This is a genomic window from uncultured Bacteroides sp., assembly GCF_937912035.1.
GTDB lineage: Bacteria > Bacteroidota > Bacteroidia > Bacteroidales > Bacteroidaceae > Phocaeicola.
Genome location: NZ_CALDPF010000002.1, coordinates 63378 through 80127, shown reverse-complemented (window position 1 = coordinate 80127; position 16750 = coordinate 63378). Strand labels below are relative to the sequence as shown.

At 39.4% G+C, this 16750-nt stretch carries 20 protein-coding genes and 1 pseudogene; 11 read left to right on the top strand and 10 right to left on the bottom strand.

What is annotated here, in order from left to right; translation table 11 throughout:
• Nucleotides 1-1080, bottom strand: a complete 1080-nt coding sequence (gene aroC, locus Q0486_RS00335) for a chorismate synthase (RefSeq protein WP_299229065.1) — start codon at nt 1078-1080, stop codon at nt 1-3.
• Between the two features lie 410 nt (nt 1081-1490).
• On the opposite strand from aroC, the gene Q0486_RS00330 reads away from it, so the two are divergent.
• Nucleotides 1491-2240 carry a class I SAM-dependent methyltransferase gene (locus Q0486_RS00330; RefSeq protein WP_299229063.1) on the top strand — a complete coding sequence of 250 codons (750 nt, stop codon included), beginning with the start codon at nt 1491-1493 and terminating at the stop codon, nt 2238-2240.
• A gap of 71 nt (nt 2241-2311) precedes the next feature.
• Here Q0486_RS00330 and Q0486_RS00325 read toward each other — a convergent pair.
• Together Q0486_RS00325 and Q0486_RS00320 are read right to left on the bottom strand one after the other, a co-directional pair.
• Nucleotides 2312-2527, bottom strand: a pseudogene (locus Q0486_RS00325) (nitroreductase family protein); the annotation flags it as partial.
• A gap of 15 nt (nt 2528-2542) precedes the next feature.
• Complete coding sequence (locus tag Q0486_RS00320; RefSeq protein ID WP_299229061.1) at nt 2543-2683, bottom strand: hypothetical protein; 141 nt, start codon at nt 2681-2683, stop codon at nt 2543-2545.
• Between the two features lie 362 nt (nt 2684-3045).
• Between Q0486_RS00320 and Q0486_RS00315 the strand changes: the two genes are divergently transcribed.
• A complete protein-coding gene (locus Q0486_RS00315; protein ID WP_299229058.1) occupies nt 3046-3600 on the top strand; it encodes a hypothetical protein in 555 nt (184 codons plus the stop codon).
• A 40-nt stretch (nt 3601-3640) separates the two neighbouring features.
• Here the strand turns inward: Q0486_RS00315 and Q0486_RS00310 are convergent, their stop codons facing one another.
• From Q0486_RS00310 to Q0486_RS00290, 5 genes are all read right to left on the bottom strand, one after another.
• A complete protein-coding gene (locus Q0486_RS00310) occupies nt 3641-4576 on the bottom strand; it encodes a TPM domain-containing protein (RefSeq protein WP_299229055.1) in 936 nt (311 codons plus the stop codon).
• Nucleotides 4577-4583: 7 nt separating this feature from the next.
• Entirely contained in the window at nt 4584-5171 is a 588-nt protein-coding gene (locus Q0486_RS00305; protein ID WP_299229052.1) for a LemA family protein, read from the bottom strand.
• A 78-nt stretch (nt 5172-5249) separates the two neighbouring features.
• Nucleotides 5250-5513 carry a hypothetical protein gene (locus tag Q0486_RS00300; protein ID WP_154043888.1) on the bottom strand — a complete coding sequence of 88 codons (264 nt, stop codon included), beginning with the start codon at nt 5511-5513 and terminating at the stop codon, nt 5250-5252.
• 6 nt (nt 5514-5519) lie between these two features.
• Nucleotides 5520-5897, bottom strand: a complete 378-nt coding sequence (locus Q0486_RS00295; protein ID WP_299229048.1) for a phage holin family protein — start codon at nt 5895-5897, stop codon at nt 5520-5522.
• A gap of 161 nt (nt 5898-6058) precedes the next feature.
• The gene (locus tag Q0486_RS00290) at nt 6059-6262 is read right to left on the bottom strand and encodes a YtxH domain-containing protein (protein WP_154043886.1); all 204 of its coding nucleotides are present in this window, start codon (nt 6260-6262) and stop codon (nt 6059-6061) included.
• A 229-nt stretch (nt 6263-6491) separates the two neighbouring features.
• Here Q0486_RS00290 and Q0486_RS00285 point away from each other — a divergent pair, with 229 nt between their 5' ends.
• The 9 genes from Q0486_RS00285 to rplT all read left to right on the top strand — a co-directional run bounded on the left by Q0486_RS00285 (nt 6492) and on the right by rplT (nt 14579).
• Nucleotides 6492-6995 carry an SPOR domain-containing protein gene (locus Q0486_RS00285; RefSeq protein ID WP_299229043.1) on the top strand — a complete coding sequence of 168 codons (504 nt, stop codon included), beginning with the start codon at nt 6492-6494 and terminating at the stop codon, nt 6993-6995.
• 112 nt (nt 6996-7107) lie between these two features.
• Nucleotides 7108-8061, top strand: a complete 954-nt coding sequence (locus Q0486_RS00280; RefSeq protein ID WP_299229040.1) for a PCMD domain-containing protein — start codon at nt 7108-7110, stop codon at nt 8059-8061.
• Between the two features lie 71 nt (nt 8062-8132).
• Nucleotides 8133-8549, top strand: a complete 417-nt coding sequence (gene ruvX / locus Q0486_RS00275; RefSeq protein ID WP_299229037.1) for a Holliday junction resolvase RuvX — start codon at nt 8133-8135, stop codon at nt 8547-8549.
• 23 nt (nt 8550-8572) lie between these two features.
• Nucleotides 8573-9127, top strand: coding sequence for a peptide deformylase (def, locus tag Q0486_RS00270; protein ID WP_299229034.1), 555 nt, complete (start codon nt 8573-8575; stop codon nt 9125-9127).
• On the top strand, nt 9124-11124 hold the full coding sequence (locus tag Q0486_RS00265; protein WP_299229031.1) for a tetratricopeptide repeat protein: 2001 nt from the start codon (nt 9124-9126) through the stop codon (nt 11122-11124). The genes def and Q0486_RS00265 overlap by 4 nt, the downstream gene beginning before the upstream one ends.
• 88 nt (nt 11125-11212) lie before the next feature.
• A complete protein-coding gene (thrS, locus tag Q0486_RS00260; protein WP_299229028.1) occupies nt 11213-13153 on the top strand; it encodes a threonine--tRNA ligase in 1941 nt (646 codons plus the stop codon).
• 108 nt (nt 13154-13261) lie between these two features.
• Nucleotides 13262-13846, top strand: a complete 585-nt coding sequence (gene infC / locus Q0486_RS00255; protein ID WP_154043879.1) for a translation initiation factor IF-3 — start codon at nt 13262-13264, stop codon at nt 13844-13846.
• A gap of 75 nt (nt 13847-13921) precedes the next feature.
• A complete protein-coding gene (gene rpmI / locus Q0486_RS00250) occupies nt 13922-14119 on the top strand; it encodes a 50S ribosomal protein L35 (RefSeq protein ID WP_294455257.1) in 198 nt (65 codons plus the stop codon).
• A 109-nt stretch (nt 14120-14228) separates the two neighbouring features.
• Nucleotides 14229-14579: a 50S ribosomal protein L20 gene (gene rplT / locus Q0486_RS00245; RefSeq protein WP_007560377.1), complete on the top strand. Its 351-nt coding sequence runs from the start codon at nt 14229-14231 to the stop codon at nt 14577-14579.
• A 428-nt stretch (nt 14580-15007) separates the two neighbouring features.
• On the opposite strand, the gene Q0486_RS00240 is transcribed toward rplT, so the two are convergent.
• On the bottom strand, nt 15008-15913 hold the full coding sequence (locus tag Q0486_RS00240; protein WP_299229019.1) for a DMT family transporter: 906 nt from the start codon (nt 15911-15913) through the stop codon (nt 15008-15010).
• 82 nt (nt 15914-15995) lie between these two features.
• Nucleotides 15996-16748: a tRNA pseudouridine(38-40) synthase TruA gene (truA, locus tag Q0486_RS00235; RefSeq protein WP_299229017.1), complete on the bottom strand. Its 753-nt coding sequence runs from the start codon at nt 16746-16748 to the stop codon at nt 15996-15998.
• Between the last annotated feature and the right edge of the window lie 2 nt (nt 16749-16750).

Here is a 16750-nt window from a genome sequence, read left to right as displayed (position 1 = left end):
TTATAGAGTTGTTGTTTTGTTTAACAGATAATAATCGAGTATGGTCATGGCTGCCATAGCTTCCACAATTGGTACTGCCCTAGGGAGAACGCAAGGGTCATGGCGTCCTCTCGCCTTGAGGATTGTTTCGTTTCCGTCTTTATCTACAGTTGGCTGTTCCATGAGTACTGTTGCAACAGGCTTGAATGCAACTTTGAAGTATATGTCCTGCCCGTTGCTAATACCGCCTTGGATACCTCCGGAACGGTTCGTGCGGAATGCTATTTTTCCGTTGTCATTATAGAAAATGTCGTTCTGCTTGCTTCCTTTCATGTTCATGTTGCCGAATCCTTGTCCGTATTCGAATCCTTTGGCGGCATTGATTGTAAGCATTGCATTACCTAGTGCCGCATGTAGTTTGCCGAATGCCGGCTGGCCGAGACCGATTGGGCATCCTTTTATCACACAATCTACAGTTCCTCCTATAGTATCTCCTTCACCTTTTGTTTTCAGAATGAGTTCAGCCATAGTATGAGCCATAACAGGGTCCGGACATCTTACAGGATTTTTTTCAATCTCGTTCAAATCGTATGAAGTATAATCCTTGTCGAGTTTCAGTTCGCCCACCTGCGATGTGTAAGCTGTAATCTCAACTCCCAGCTGTTTCAAGGCTATTTTTGCAAGTGCTCCGGCAACTACGCGTGATATTGTTTCGCGTGCCGACGAACGGCCTCCTCCGCGATGGTCACGCAGTCCGTATTTTTGGGTATATGTGAAATCTGCATGCGACGGGCGGAAAACTTCCTTCATATTGTCATAGTCGCCTGAATGCTGGTTGGTGTTCCATACCACGAAACCTATGGGGCATCCTGTAGAAACTCCATCGTATATACCGGAGAGAAATTCAACCTGATCAGATTCCTTGCGTGCCGTTGTTATGGCAGACTGTCCGGGTTTTCTTCTGTCGAGTTCTTTTTGGATGAAATCCATATCTATATGTATTCCGGCAGGGAAGCCGTCAATAACTCCTCCTATGCCTTTTCCGTGCGATTCGCCGAAGCTGGTCAGACGGAATATATTTCCAAACGTGTTGTTGTACATTGTATCTTGGTTTTTAATTTATGTTTTAGGTTCTTTTTTTATTTTAAACTGAAAATGACAGTGCAGATTCTGGTGCTGACTATAGTGGGCAGTGCTGTCGACTATAGTGGGCAGTTCTGCTGACTGTAGTGAGCAGTGGTGTCGACTATAGTCAGCACCAAGAAATGTCTGTATGAATTTATAAATAAATATACTCACTGGCAGTCATCTTGTCAATTTTGTTGTTTTCAATAAACTAATAAGACACGTAAAAGTACAAAAAAAACTGAGAAACCAATTTTGTTTGAGAAATATTTCATTTTTTCTTGTTCAATATGTCAGGCACTTTTAGTGTAGAAAAGTATTTGTTCTCTTTTATATGTCTATTGAAATTTATAATTTTGTATGGAAAGTAAATAGTAAACAGAAATATGGATGAAATGGAATTGATGATTCATATGCATCGTAACAACAAAAGACAGGGACCGGGTAGTGATGAGGCTGTAAACCTTGCAATTCAACTGGCTAAAATAGATACTGACAAGTCGTATAAGATAGCTGATATAGGTTGTGGAACAGGAGGTCAGACAATTTCATTGGCTAAAAAACTTAAGGGCGAAATTGTTGCAGTTGATTTGTTTGGAGAATTTCTTGATAAACTGGAAGATAATTCTAAAGAAGAGAATATGTCTGCCCAAATCAAAACGTTGACTGCATCAATGGATAGTCTGCCTTTTGAAAAAGAGGAATTTGACGTTATTTGGTCTGAGGGTGCTGTATATAATATTGGTTTCAGGAAAGGTATAAACTATTGGAAAGATTTTATTAAGTCTGGTGGAATTTTGGCTGTTTCTGAATTATCATGGATAACTAATGTCCGTCCTAAAGAGTTGGAAGACTTTTGGAACGGAGAATATTCTGAGATGGACACCGTTGCGGGAAAAATCCGAATTCTTGAAGAAGCGGGCTATAAAGTACTTGGTCATTTTATACTTTCTGAAGATTGCTGGCTGGATAATTATTACATTCCTCTTTTGGAAAGTCATAAGGATTTTTTGGCGAAGTTTGGTAATGATGAAACCGCTAAGATGATAGTTCAAAGGGATATACAGGAAGTTGACTTTTACAAAAAGTACAAGGATTATTATAGCTATGGTTTTTATATAGCACAGAAGTTATGATATAAAATAGCCTCCAACTATTTTTAAAGTTTGGAGGCTGAACTTTGGGTGTGGTAATTATGTAATTATCGTTATTCTATAAAACGCAAAATCTCTTCTACTTCTTTTCTTGCAGGAGCTTCATGATGTTCACCCTCTTCGTAACCGTAAACAATAAGCGCTGCAACTTTTTCGTTTTCAGGCAGGCCAATCCTTTTCGCAATAGCTTCGTTGTTGATTACTCCCAATACACATGTGGCAACTCCTTTTGTGTATGCAGAAAGATAGAATTGCAGGCAAGCTATACCGGCATCAAAACATTCCTATGCAGCACTGTTACCCGGAGTGGCGTCTTCCGGCTTGACCTTTCTTTCCAAAGAACCGCTTTTACCTGTTGCATAGCTTAATACTACTACACCACTTGCTATGTTGAGTGTTTTAGTATTATAAACCAAACCTTGCATACAGTTGTTGGCTATGTCTTCTATAATAGTTTTATTATCAATTATATTATACCTTGCTATCTGATAGTTGGACCAAGAAGGGGCATACCGTCTCAGTTGGATAATTTCAGTAATGAGTTCTCTCGGAACGTCTTACTTTTTGTGTTTTCTGACACTTCTTCTGTCTTTCAGTAATTGAATTGCGTCCATAGACATAATTTAATTTGACATTAACTGCAACAAAAATAATGTAAACAATATTGTTTGCAAAATCTTATGAACCCGTTATTGCGTAAAATGTAATTTACTCATTAGAAATAGTATGAAATTATAGGTTTTTATATACTTTTATCAGTCGAAATAAAAATAAATGAATGAAATACATGAAACAGTTACATATAAAATTGGATGAAAATTCTCCTGCGATCAGATGTGCTGATGCACAGGCCGATAAGGTAGGCGCAAGAGGACACGTGAGCACTCATCTGGATTGTTATACAAAAGTTCCTGAAAAGTCAGAATACAATATCAAGGCAATGGTCCTTGATTGTCAATATGGAATGCCCCAATTGGAAGATGTTAAAAGTCTTACTACTCTTGAAGATATGGCTTTATTGCTGCATACTGCCAATCTTGAGAAAAACGAATACGGAACGGATATGTATTTCGCCACAGAAACCTTTCTGAGTGAGAAGGTCCTTTATTCTATTTTGGAGAAGAAGCCTCTTTTTATTATTATAGACTCTCATGGAATAGCAGAGAAAGGGAAGAAGTATATAGATTTTGATAAGATTTGCGAAGCTAATGGCTGCCATGTGATTGAGAATGCTGATTTTTCATGTTTAGGGGAAGAAAAAAACATTCAACTGAAAATATTGATAAATTTAGATCATCGTTCAAGTGGAAAACCTTGTGAGATATACTTAAATGGAGTTTAAACAGCAATTAAACACTGTTTAAACTCCATTTAAATATTGATTAGAATTTACTTCCGGCACCTCCACCTCCGAAGCTGCCTCCGCCGAAACTTCCGCCTCCGAAGCCACCGCCTCCAAAGCCGCTACCTCTTCCGAAGCCTCCTCCCATGAAGATACCTCCACCGAACGGTCCGCTTCGTCTGCCGTGGTGATGATTGTTCTCATCATCCACACGCTGTTCCTTGCGTACATAGTGGCCGCAGTTTGAGCAGCATGACACTATTTCTTCGATATGGTATGTAGGATATTTTGCTATCGTACGTCTGGAAATGACTTTCATAGTCTGTTTATGGCATTTGGGGCAACGTCTCTGCCTGCGGATGTTAAGCCAAAGATAGAACATTGTAAATCCTATGACTCCGAAAAGCAGCAGGAACAATATTATAGAATCTTCTCCTGAGCCGGAACTTGGCTTGTCCGGAGTTCCGCTTTCTCCGTCAAGGTATCCTCTGACTGCTTTTATCCCGGCAAGCATTCCTGCATCCCAATTCCCTTGCGAGAATGCCTTGTTCATGTATCGCACCTGTATTTTCTTGCAGATGGCATCAGGCAATACACCTTCAAGTCCGTATCCAGTGGCAAACTGGATGCAGCGTTCGCCCGTTACGAGAAGTATGACAAGACCGTTGTCTTTTTCTTTCTGTCCGACTCCGTTTTCCTGTCCGAGGCGGTATGCGAAATCAAAACAGTCGCCGCCTTCAATCTGTTCTACGGCAACTACAAGAACCTGTATTCCTGTTTTCTGCTCCAGTGAAAACAGTATGGTGTCTATGGCGGCAACAGTCGATGCGGAAAGAATATTGTCAGGATTGCTGACGTATCGGGTACGATCCGTGAGATGTACCATAGGAACATCCTTTACCTTATATTCTTTTGCGGTAGCCGTCATGCAACAGCACAATGCGAGCAGTATTGCTACGAAATGCAGTCTTCTCATAGTCGTATCAGAATTTTACTTCCGGTGCTTTTTCAGAACCTTCGGCTGCTTCGAAATAAGGACGTTTCTCGAATCCGAACATTCCGGCAATAATGTTTTTAGGGAAACGGCGGATTGTTGTGTTGTAATTCTTGGCTATTTCGTTGAATTTTCTGCGTTCCACGCTGATTCTGTTTTCTGTTCCTTCGAGCTGAGCCTGCAAAGCCTGGAAATTTTCGTTTGCTTTAAGGTCCGGATAGTTCTCTGTTATAGCAAGCAGTCTGCCGAGTGCTGCACCTATTTCACCTTGTGCCTTCTGGTATGCCTGAAGCTTTTCAGGAGTAAGATCGTCTATGCTGATAGTAGCCTGTGTAGCTTTCGATCTTGCCGATACAACAGCATCCAAAGTTTCTTTTTCGTGTGCTGCATATCCTTTCACGGTATTCACAAGGTTAGGGATAAGGTCGGCACGACGTTGGTACTGGTTTTCTACATTGCTCCATGCTGTGCTTACCGATTCGTCTTGCGAAACGAGTGAGTTGTAAGATGAAATACTGTAAATTACTAAAATTGCAATTACTGCTATAACAGTGATGATTGTCCAAGTTTTCTTCATAATTTCTTTTGGTTTATAAATATTAAATTGAAATTCAGCGCAAACATAATAAAAATAACCGTGTCATAAACAGTTGGCCTATGATAGTTTTTTGTGCTTTTTGCCGGAAAATATTTCTTTTATTCTTCTATATATCTTTACTCCTGTCATAATACCGTCGTATGCAGCCATTCCGGTGTTGAAATGGTGCATCATCAGATCCATTTTGCTTTTTGTCTCAGGTGGTGAGAAAAGGTTCTGCGTCAGTTCGTGGATCCTTTCCTTTGACGCTCTCAGCTCTGCTTTTTTGCTGTTTTTCCTGTCAGAGATGATTTGTATGCTGTATTTGGTCGTTTCGTTCATTGTATATTATGGTTTAGGGTTATTTTCTTCTTTATCCTCTAGGAATAGTCGTGCCAAAAAATTGACCATTGGCTGGAAGATTATTTTTTGTCTGAGCATGTATATCGCTATTCCAAGCAACAGAATGCATCCACCTATTATGGCGTAACTGGCTATGATGTTATTTACGAATGAATCAATAGTATAGACCAGCATGAATGAAAAATAAAACAAGGCTGTCATTCCCAAAACTATGAGAACGCAGATCAGAATAAGTGTTGATATTAGAATGGTTAGCTTCTCTACCAGATCTAGTTTGATGTATTGTCCCTGAAGCTCGATGTATTTCTTAATCTCTTTAAACAACGCTTCAAGATTATCAATACTTTTGTCGTTGGCAAACATATTATTTTTTTACTTAGCGATTAATAAAAAAGGGAAATTTAAAAGGAAGTTCCGTCAGTCGCGTTTGCGTGAGCGGCTTTTCCTTTTAAAATCCCTAGTGAACTTTTTCTCAAGTTTCTAAACTCGACAGTTTCGATGTATTTTCTGTCAGGTTAATGCTTTTATTCTGCATCTTTTACTTCTGCTGCAATCTGGTCGACCAAGTCTTCCATTTCAGCACGGTTAAGTCTGATTCCTTTCTGACGAAGGATTTCAGCTATTTTTCTACGAGTGTCTTCGCCTTTCTCCGGAGCGAATAAAATTCCGGCTGCTGCACCAAGAGCTACCCCGCCCAAGAATGCTGCTACAATGTTTAATGCTTTCATGATAATTATGTTTTATCAGTGTGTATGATAATCATACTGTGTTTAAATTTGCTTTCTACAAATCTAATAAAAAAGATTTTATTTTGTCCGCATTTATCAGATAAAAATTGACAATTTATTTACTCTACTGTATAATTAACTGATTTTAACAGCAAGAAAAGGTTTATATTGCTACTTTTGCCGAAAAATTAAGTTAGCAGATTATTATAACAAATAAATGTAAGGCAACATGAAAAAATTATTCGTCTTAGGAATGGGATTATGCCTTGTGTTGGCATTCTCTTCTTGCAAATCAAGTGAAAGTGCTTATAAGAAAGCATACGAAAAAGCTAAACAGAATGAATTGGCTGAAGCTGCAAACCAGCAGGAAGCTGTTGTGGAGACTGCACCTGTAGTAGAAGCTGCTCCAGTTGCTACAACACCAGCTCCGGTGACCCCAGCTCCTGTGCGTGAAGAGAAAGTAGAACTTGTTTCAGGCGATGGTCTTAAGGCTTTCAGTGTAGTATGTGGTAGTTTTGGTGTAAAAGCTAATGCTGATGGATTGAAGTCTACACTTGATGGTCAGGGATATAGCGCAAAAGTAGTATACAATGCTGAACGTAATATGTATCGTGTGATAGTTGCATCTTTCGATACCAGAGAAGAAGCTGCTGCTGCAAGAGATGCTTTTAAGGCAAAATATCCTAACCGTCAGGATTTCCAGGGATCATGGTTGTTGTATCGAGTGTATTGATATAGCATATTATTCTGATTTATTATTATAATTATCATATTATGAGCGATGGCATGTATGCTGTCGCTTTTTTTTATACCTTTGCAATTTGTAAAATATAATTCAGCTTTTTATGAAAAATAGGTATTATGTTGGCTTGATAGGATTTATGTTTGCGGTTCCCGTCATGGCGCAGGAAAAATTCGAACTGTTTAAATATGGTGATATGGACAGTTGGGTGACGCGTAGGATAGAAGAGTCGTCTATTATAGGTGGTAACGTTAAATATTTGTATGAACTGGGTCCTGAGATGAATTTTGACGGAAATATTCCATATAAAAACCAAGGAGGCTCGCCATGGGGAAACTCTAATGTCATGGCTAAAGTGGCAGGTATAGTAAAGACAAATACCAGTGTGTTTCCAGAAAAACTCACGCATGGTAAGTGTGCGCGTTTGGAAACTCATATTGAAAGTGTTAAGGTATTGGGACTGGTAAATATTTCTGTATTGGCATCAGGGTCTATGTTCCTTGGGGATATTAAAGAACCTATAACAGGTACCAAGGACGGCGAAGAAAAACTGAATTGTGGAGTTCCTTTCTCGAAAAGACCAAAGGCCATACGTTATGACTATAAAGTAAAAATGTCTGACCAGAAAGACAGAATTCGTATGACTGGATTTAGCAAAAAATCTGTAGTGAAAGGAAAAGATGCGGCAATAATGGTTTGTTTCCTTCAAAAAAGAACTGAAGACGCTGAAGGAAATATCATAGCAAAACGAGTAGGTACTGCTGCGGTGAAATATTCGGAGAATTCAGACTGGAAGGAAGGTGCTACATACGAGATAATGTATGGCGATATAACCGGCAACAGTAACTATGTGCCTGAACTTATGGCTTTGGGAACCGGTGGGTATCATGCCCGTAACAGCAAAGGTGAGAGTGTGATGATAAAAGAAGACGGTTGGGCTGGCAAGGATGAAACTCCGACTCATATCATCGTGCAGTTCACGTCAAGCATAGGTGGAGCGTTTGTAGGTTCTCCAGGGAATACCCTCTGGATTGACAATGTAGGTCTGGTGTATTAACCAAGCGCTAGGATTTTTTAAGTCTTATATATAAGGTGTTAATAAATTAATTTGTAAATTTGCTGCCACTTATGGGTAGAATTTTAGCTATAGATTACGGTAGAAAGCGCACAGGGCTTGCTGTTACGGATCCGATGCAGATTATTGCAAGCGGGCTTACAACCGTATCTACACACGAGCTTGCCGATTTTATTCAGAATTATGTCAGTCGTGAAAAGGTGGACCGGATAATAATAGGACATCCTAGACAGATGAATTATGAGGATTCGGAGAATATGAAGAATATTATACCTTTTATGAACAGACTGAAGAAACTGCTCCCTGACATGCCGGTAGAGCTGGTTGACGAGAGATTTACATCAGTTCTAGCTCATCAGGCTATGCTGGCCGGAGGTCTGAAGAAAAAGGACAGACAGAACAAGGCTCTTGTGGATGAAATAAGCGCTACTATAATTCTACAGTCTTATTTGGAATCGAAAAAATATTAATAAACAGAATAATTGCAATAAATATGATTTTACCGATTTATGTATATGGCCAACCTGTTTTGCGTAAGGTGGCTGAAGATATAACTCCTGATTATCCAGACTTGAAAGAACTTATTACAAATATGTTCGAGACTATGGATCGTGCAGATGGTGTAGGTTTGGCAGCTCCTCAGATTGGATTACCTATCCGTGTGGTTGTGGTAAATCTTGACGTGCTGTCTGATGATATGCCTGAATTTAAAGGTTTTCGTAGAGCATATATCAATGCACATATTGTTGAAACAGGTGAAGAACTTGTATCAATGGAAGAAGGATGCTTGAGTTTGCCAGGAGTGCATGAAAGTGTTAAACGTCCGGATAAAATCCGTGTTACTTATCTTGATGAAGATATGAATCCGCACGATGAATGGGTGGAAGGATATCTGGCAAGGGTAATGCAGCATGAGTTTGATCATTTGGACGGAACAATGTTCATAGATCATTTGTCTCCACTGAGAAAACAGATGATAAAGGGAAAACTGAACAAGATGGTAGAAGGTAAGGCTCGTTGTGCTTACAAGGTGAAGACTGTAAAATGATAAATAAGCTTCTATACATATTATATATAGGCTTGATGATGCCTGTGGCAGCCCTGTCGCAAATTAATACTGACAGGGTAATGACCATAGGTAAGAATGCTCTTTATTTTGAAGATTATGTATTGTCTATACAATATTTTAATCAGGTTATAAATGCAAAGCCATATTTGGCCGAGCCTTTTTTTTATAGAGGACTGGCAAAAATTAATTTGGATGACTTTCAGGGAGCAGAAGCCGATTGTACGGAGTCGATAGAACGTAATCCGTTTGTTGCCAATTCATATCAGATAAGAGGTATCTCAAGAATACGCCAGGAAAATTTTGACGGCGCAATTGCAGATTATCAGAAGGCATTGACTATTGAACCTGAAAATGAGGCGTTATGGCATAATCTTATACTATGCAGAATACAGAAAAAGGATTATTCACGAGCAAGAGCTGAACTTGATACACTCATCTCCATTTCCCCTAAATATACAGATGCATATCTGATGCGTACTGAAGTGTCATTGAAAATGAAGGATACACTTCAGGCTATGAGTGATGCTGACAAAGCGATAGAGATGGACAGATATAACCCTGACCCGTGGGCATCGAGGGCTGTTCTTTTTATGCAGAGAGGAAAGTATGCCGAAGCTGAAGCTGATTTTGATGAGGCGGCCAGACTTTCTTTCAAAAATTCCGGCATATATATTAATAGGGCATTGGCCAGGTATCATCAGAATAATCTGCGTGGTGCAATGGCGGATTATGATATAGCACTCGATATCGACAAAACCAATCTTATAGGACATTACAACCGCGGTTTGCTCAGAGCGCAGGTGGGCGATGATAATAGAGCTATTGAGGATTTTGATTTTGTGCTCAGTGTTGAACCGGACAATCTTATGGCTGCATTCAACCGAGGACTGCTGCGAAGCAAAACAGGCGATTATAAAGGTGCAGTAGAAGACTATACAGCTGTTCTGGATGAATATCCTAACTTCATGCCAGGTTATCAGTGCAGGGCTGAAGCTTATCGGAAAATGGGAGACCTCAAGAGGGCTGATGCAGACGAAATCGTAATGCTGAAGGCTCAGATTGATGCTCAGTCCGGTACGAAAAACAATACGGCTTCGAATGATAAAACTAGAAAGAAGTCGGATAAGAATATGAATAACTACCGTAAGATTGTTGTTGCGGACAATGATGATACGGAAAGCAAATACAAGACAAATTATCGCGGAAGAGTACAGGACAAGAATATCAACATTTTGCCTCAGCCTATGTTTGCGTTGACTTATTATGAGCGTAAGGATGAGGTAAGAAGGCAGATCAATTTCTATAACAAGATAGCTCAGATGAACGAGAAGCATCTCTTCCCTGAGAGACTTATCATTACTAATAATGAAATGGCATTGAATGAAACGCTGGTTAAACAGCATTTCAGTTCTATTGACCAGCTGTCGGCTGTTATAGCAGCTAATCCTGATAATGCGTTGAATTATTATTCGCGTGCTTTGGATTTTTATCTTGTACAGGATTTTGACAATGCCTTGAATGACTTGAATGAATGTATAAGCAGAGATTCATTGTTCTTCCCTGCATATTTCACGCGTGCATTGATACATTATAAGGAACTTGAATACAGGAAACGCGAGAAGAGTTTTGAAATAGTTGCGACAGATGAGAAGACGGCTCAAGTAAGATCTTTGGATTATGCAAAGATACGCGAGGATTTGGATAAGGTTATAGAACTGGCTCCTGATTTTGTGTATGCTTATTATAACAGAGCTAACATTCTTACAATAATGAAGGATTATCGCGGTGCGATAGCTGATTATAATAAGGTGCTTGAGATTGATCCAAATATGGCTGACGCATATTTCAATAGAGGACTTACCCACATCTTCCTGGGAAATAACAGGTTAGGAATACAGGATTTGAGTAAGGCCGGTGAGCTTGGGCTCTTCTCTGCATATAATATCATAAAACGTTTTACTGTAAAAGAAGAATAACATTTTATATCAAAAAGAAACCTATTAAAGAAACTTTTACTACTTTTGCGGATAATATTGAAATGAAATAAGATTAAAATATAAAATTATGATTAAAATAACTTTCCCGGATGGTTCGGTTCGTGAATACAACGAAGGTGTAACCGGTCTGCAGATTGCAGAAAGCATTAGCTCTCGTCTGGCACAGGATGTGCTGGCATGCAGCGTTAATGGTGAGACTATTGATTTGAGTCGTCCTATAAATGAAGATGCTGAATTCGTACTTTATAAGTGGGATGATGAACAGGGTAAACATGCCTTCTGGCATACAAGTGCACACTTGTTGGCTGAGGCTCTTCAGGAACTCTATCCTGGAATACAGTTCGGTATTGGTCCGGCTATAGAAAACGGTTTCTACTATGATGTGGATCCGGGCGAGGCTGTTATCAAGGAAGGTGACCTGCCTGCAATAGAAAAGAAAATGGCGGAACTGGCTGCCAAGAAAGAGGCTCTGGTTCGTGAAAACATATCTAAAGAAGATGCTTTGAAAATGTTCGGCGAAAGAGGAGAAACTTATAAGTGCGAACTTATCTCTGAACTTGAAGACGGACATATCACGACTTATACTCAGGGTGCGTTTACAGACTTGTGTCGTGGACCACACTTGACTTCTACTGCTCCTATCAAGGCTGTGAAACTGTTGTCAGTAGCAGGTGCATACTGGAGAGGACAGGAAGACCGCAAGCAGATGACCAGAATCTACGGTATTTCTTTCCCTAAGAAAAAAATGCTTGACGAATATTTAGCATTGCTTGAGGAAGCTAAGAAACGTGACCACCGTAAGATTGGTAAGGAAATGGACTTGTTCATGTTTTCAGATACAGTAGGTAAGGGTTTGCCTATGTGGTTGCCAAAGGGTACTGCTCTTCGTATACGTCTTCAGGACTTTTTGCGTCGTATTCAGTCAAGATATGATTATCAGGAAGTAATGTGTCCGCCAATCGGTAACAAACTTCTTTATGTCACTTCAGGACACTATGCAAAATATGGTAAGGATGCATTCCAGCCAATCCATACTCCGGAAGAAGGAGAGGAATACTTCCTGAAACCGATGAACTGTCCTCATCACTGTATGATATACAAGAATTCTCCACGTTCTTATCGTGACCTGCCTTTGCGTATCGCTGAGTTCGGTACTGTATGTCGTTACGAACAGAGTGGTGAATTGCATGGATTGACTCGTGTACGTAGCTTTACACAGGATGATGCTCACTTGTTCTGTCGCCCTGACCAGGTTAAGGATGAGTTTCTGCGTGTTATGGACATCATTTCAATCGTGTTTACTTCAATGGGACTTCAGAACTTCGAGGCTCAGATTTCATTGAGAGATAAAGTGAACCGTGAAAAATATATCGGATCAGAAGAAAATTGGGAAAAGGCTGAACAGGCTATCATTGAAGCTTGTCAGGAAAAGGGATTGCCTGCAAAAATCGAATATGGTGAAGCTGCGTTCTATGGTCCTAAACTAGACTTTATGGTGAAAGATGCCCTTGGACGCCGTTGGCAGTTGGGTACTATCCAGGTTGACTACAACTTGCCGGAAAGATTCCAGTTGGAATACATGGGATCGGACAACCAGAAGCATCGTCCTGTTATGATTCACCGTGCTCCTTTCGGATCAATGGAACGTTTCGTGGCAGTTCTTATCGAGCATACAGCTGGTAAGTTCCCATTGTGGTTGACTCCTGATCAGGTAGCAATTCTTCCTATTTCTGAAAAATTCAATGAATATGCGGACAAAGTTCGTATGGAACTCAAGAAATATGATATCCGTGCCTTGGTTGACGACAGAAACGAAAAGATTGGCCGAAAAATACGTGATAATGAAATGAAACGTATTCCTTATATGCTTATCGTAGGTGAAAAAGAGGCTGAAAATGGTGAAGTTGCTGTGAGAAAACAGGGTGAAGGCGACAAGGGAAGTATGAAAATAGAAGATTTTGCAAAAAATATTGCAGAAGAAGTTCATAATATGATAAATAAATGGTAACTTTGCAACCGTTTTCATGAATACGGATTAAATATTCATGAAAACGGTGTAAAAACTATTAAAGAATAATTTATAAAAACGTAATTCAAACTGGAATAAAAGTTATTAATGAAGAATGACAATTTAAAAGGGCAACATCGAATCAATGAACAGATTCGTGCCAAAGAAGTCCGCATAGTGGGCGATGATATTGAATCAGCAGTTTATCCGTTGGCGCAAGCTTTAAAGATGGCCGAAGAGCATGAAGCTGACTTAGTTGAAATTTCACCCAATGCTGTTCCACCGGTTTGTAGAATTATAGATTATTCTAAATTCCTTTATCAATTAAAGAAACGTGCTAAGGAACAGAAAGCAAAGCAGGTTAAGGTTAATGTTAAGGAAATTCGTTTCGGACCACAGACAGACGAACACGATTACAACTTTAAACTTAAACATGCGATTGGTTTCTTGCAGGATGGTGATAAAGTAAAAGCATACGTATTCTTCAAGGGACGTTCAATCTTGTTCAAAGAACAAGGAGAGGTTCTTTTGCTACGTTTTGCTAATGACTTGGAAGAGTATGCCAAAGTAGAGCAGATGCCATTGCTGGAAGGTAAAAGAATGATAATATCGTTGACTCCTAAGAAAGGTCCGGCTCCAAAGAAGGCTGCTCCACAAGCTAAGGCTGCTAAAACTGAAGAGGAAGAAGATTAAAAAACAAGAGCGTATAACGCGCAGGTATAGTGCGTTATTGCCTTTAGAATAATAATAATTAAAAATTTAAACAAGATGCCAAAGATCAAGACTAACTCCGGTTCTAAAAAAAGATTTGCTCTTACCGGAACAGGTAAAATCAAAAGAAAGCACGCTTTTCACAGTCACATTTTGACTAAGAAGACTAAGAAACAGAAAAGAAACCTTGTACACTCAGGTTTGGTTCACAGTTCAAACATGACTCAGGTAAAGGAACTTCTTTGCATGAAGTAATCTTAGCTTTAAAAGCGTATTTTGTATCATTTAAATTATTAACCGAATGTATTAGCTTTAAGTCCGGTTGTAAAATATCGGCGCTTTCATTCAAAAAAGAATTAAAACTATGCCAAGATCAGTAAATCACGTTGCTTCAAGAGCAAGAAGAAAGAAAATTTTAGGTTTAACCAGAGGTTACTTTGGTGCTAGAAAAAATGTATGGACAGTAGCCAAGAATACTTGGGAAAAAGGTTTGACTTATGCTTACCGTGACCGTAAGAATAAGAAACGTAACTTCCGTGCATTGTGGATTCAGCGTATCAATGCAGCTGCTCGTTTGGAAGGTATGTCATACTCTAAACTGATGGGTGCTTTGCACAAAGCTGGTATTGAAATCAACCGTAAGGTTTTAGCTGATTTAGCTATGAATCATCCAGAAGCATTCAAAGCTGTTGTTGCTAAGGCAAAAGCTGCTTAATAGCTTCTAAGGAATAAAAAGTCATTAAAAAGCTGTTCTCACAAATGAGAGCAGCTTTTTTTATATTAAAATGAAGGTGAAACTTTGTAATATTAATTTTTTGTATTATATTTGTAATACAAAAATATAGCCGCACTTGCAGAATCGGGAAACTCATCAAATTATAAGAAATACCGAGACAAGCTTCATATTCTAATGGCGGGCCACGCCTTCGGGTAGCATTTATGCCGGTGGATTACAAAGGAATTGAGCTCTCAAATCATGTCTATCGGAGTTTCGTCACGCCTCGGGTGCGGCTTTTTTATTTATTAGATGATTCTCAGTCTATTTTTTATATTAATATAAAAGTTTAAGCGATGATTAACAGTGTTAATACTGAATTAATCATCGCTTAAATTATTTTTATTTTGAGTTTTTAATCTGTAAGATTATACTAATACATTTCCCAAATATAGGAATAACATACTGATTAGGACCAAGAGCAAATCTACAGCCTTGCTTTTAAGATTTTTCTCGCGGAATACCATTGCACCGAATAGGAACGAAACGACAACACTGCTTCGTCTTACCATAGATACAATTGAAATCATGGAGTCTTCCATAGACAAAGCATAGAAATATACAAAGTCTGCAGCTGACAGAAATATTGATATCATTATAATACACCAGTCCCAGCGGAAAGGGGTACCGTGATTGCGCCTTGGCCACCATAGAAAGAGTATTACGCCACCCATTAGGAACAACTGATAGATGTTATACCAGGCCTGTACCACCATATTATTAAACTGTCCCATAAGGTATTTATCATACAGTCCACTTATTGCTCCTAAAACAGCTGCTAGAACAACAAACCATACCCAACGGTCGTGTTTGAAATCAATGCCTTCTTTTTTTCCTGAACGACTTAGGAGAAAAAATGAAAGTATGGCAAGTAGAACCCCAATCCACTGATAGACATTAAGCCGTTCGCCAAAGATGAGAAGTGCACCTACCAATGTCATAACAGGGCGAGTGGCGTTTATTGGCCCTACTATCGTAAGTGGCAAATGTTTCATTCCGAAATATCCCAACATCCATGAACTTAGGACTATGAAAGATTTCAGAATAATGAATTTGTGAACTTCCCAGCCTGCTTCAGGTACATAAAATAATGAACCTTCAATCATTTCCGGTCTGAAATATGAAATCAGTATAAATGGAATGAAAATGAGACTTGAGAATAAAGTGTTAAGTCCTAAAACGGGAAGAACGGCATTGTTTGCCAGTGATTTCTTTTTGAATACATCATAGAATCCCAGCAGTGCAGCTGAGCAAAAAGCTAATAGTAACCACATTTTTAGAGTCTTTTAGTTATAGTAAGTATTTAGTCTTTAAAATATTATCCAACTGCTCTAATGTTGAAAGAGTTATATATCTTTATAAGAACAAATCTTCAGGATAACCTATATCTACGAGGAACAGAGCATTGGCTGGTACAGAAGTACCGGCACTGCAACGGTTTTTGTCTTCTATCACTTTGCGGAAACCGTCGACAGTGAGCTTCCCGCGTCCGACTTCCACCAATGTACCAACTACGGCACGTACCATGTTACGAAGAAATCTGTCTGCCTTAATAGTAAAAACCCATTCATATTCTCCGCATTGTGTCCAGCGGGCTTGCATTATCTTACAGTTGTTGGTCTTAACGTCTGTGTGTAGTTTGCTGAAACTTGTGAAATCTGTGTAATCAAACAACGTGGCTGCTGCAGCATTCATCTTCTCTATATCCGGCTTTTGAAATAATCTCCAGGAATAGTGACGGGCAAACGGATCTTTGCGTACAGTGATATAGTACTTATATGTACGATAAGTGGCATCAAAGCGTGCGTGTGCGTCTTCTTTAACCTGTTTAACATCGTATACAGATATATCTTGCGGTAGCAGGCGGTTCAGTTTGTCGACTACCATATTACAATCCAGGCATCGGTCTATATCAAAATGTGCAACCATAAGTTTTGCATGTACGCCGGCATCTGTACGCCCGGCTCCAACCACTTCAATGCGTTCGTCTCTGAGGAAAACTTTCAAAGCCTTATTAAGAGTTTCCTGTACACTGTCACCGTTGGGCTGAATCTGCCATCCATGGTAGTTTGTGCCGTCGTAGGCAAGGTAGATAAAATATCTGTTCATCC

Excerpts from the sequence above, each read along its gene's own strand:
- Q0486_RS00290 (WP_154043886.1), bottom strand. The coding sequence starts at position 6,262 with ATGAAAGCATTAAACATTGTAGCAGCATTCTTGGGCGGGGTAGCTCTT.
- Q0486_RS00265 (WP_299229031.1), top strand. The coding sequence starts at position 9,124 with ATGATAAATAAGCTTCTATACATATTATATATAGGCTTGATGATGCCT.
- Q0486_RS00300 (WP_154043888.1), bottom strand. The coding sequence starts at position 5,513 with ATGAACGAAACGACCAAATACAGCATACAAATCATCTCTGACAGGAAA.
- aroC (WP_299229065.1), bottom strand. The coding sequence starts at position 1,080 with ATGTACAACAACACGTTTGGAAATATATTCCGTCTGACCAGCTTCGGC.
- thrS (WP_299229028.1), top strand. The coding sequence starts at position 11,213 with ATGATTAAAATAACTTTCCCGGATGGTTCGGTTCGTGAATACAACGAA.
- Q0486_RS00240 (WP_299229019.1), bottom strand. The coding sequence starts at position 15,913 with ATGTGGTTACTATTAGCTTTTTGCTCAGCTGCACTGCTGGGATTCTAT.
- Q0486_RS00305 (WP_299229052.1), bottom strand. The coding sequence starts at position 5,171 with ATGAAGAAAACTTGGACAATCATCACTGTTATAGCAGTAATTGCAATT.
- rpmI (WP_294455257.1), top strand. The coding sequence starts at position 13,922 with ATGCCAAAGATCAAGACTAACTCCGGTTCTAAAAAAAGATTTGCTCTT.
- Q0486_RS00295 (WP_299229048.1), bottom strand. The coding sequence starts at position 5,897 with ATGTTTGCCAACGACAAAAGTATTGATAATCTTGAAGCGTTGTTTAAA.
- Q0486_RS00320 (WP_299229061.1), bottom strand. The coding sequence starts at position 2,683 with ATGCAAGGTTTGGTTTATAATACTAAAACACTCAACATAGCAAGTGGT.
- ruvX (WP_299229037.1), top strand. The coding sequence starts at position 8,133 with ATGGGTAGAATTTTAGCTATAGATTACGGTAGAAAGCGCACAGGGCTT.
- truA (WP_299229017.1), bottom strand. The coding sequence starts at position 16,748 with ATGAACAGATATTTTATCTACCTTGCCTACGACGGCACAAACTACCAT.
- def (WP_299229034.1), top strand. The coding sequence starts at position 8,573 with ATGATTTTACCGATTTATGTATATGGCCAACCTGTTTTGCGTAAGGTG.
- Q0486_RS00315 (WP_299229058.1), top strand. The coding sequence starts at position 3,046 with ATGAAACAGTTACATATAAAATTGGATGAAAATTCTCCTGCGATCAGA.
- Q0486_RS00330 (WP_299229063.1), top strand. The coding sequence starts at position 1,491 with ATGGATGAAATGGAATTGATGATTCATATGCATCGTAACAACAAAAGA.
- Q0486_RS00310 (WP_299229055.1), bottom strand. The coding sequence starts at position 4,576 with ATGAGAAGACTGCATTTCGTAGCAATACTGCTCGCATTGTGCTGTTGC.
- Q0486_RS00280 (WP_299229040.1), top strand. The coding sequence starts at position 7,108 with ATGAAAAATAGGTATTATGTTGGCTTGATAGGATTTATGTTTGCGGTT.
- Q0486_RS00285 (WP_299229043.1), top strand. The coding sequence starts at position 6,492 with ATGAAAAAATTATTCGTCTTAGGAATGGGATTATGCCTTGTGTTGGCA.
- rplT (WP_007560377.1), top strand. The coding sequence starts at position 14,229 with ATGCCAAGATCAGTAAATCACGTTGCTTCAAGAGCAAGAAGAAAGAAA.
- infC (WP_154043879.1), top strand. The coding sequence starts at position 13,262 with ATGAAGAATGACAATTTAAAAGGGCAACATCGAATCAATGAACAGATT.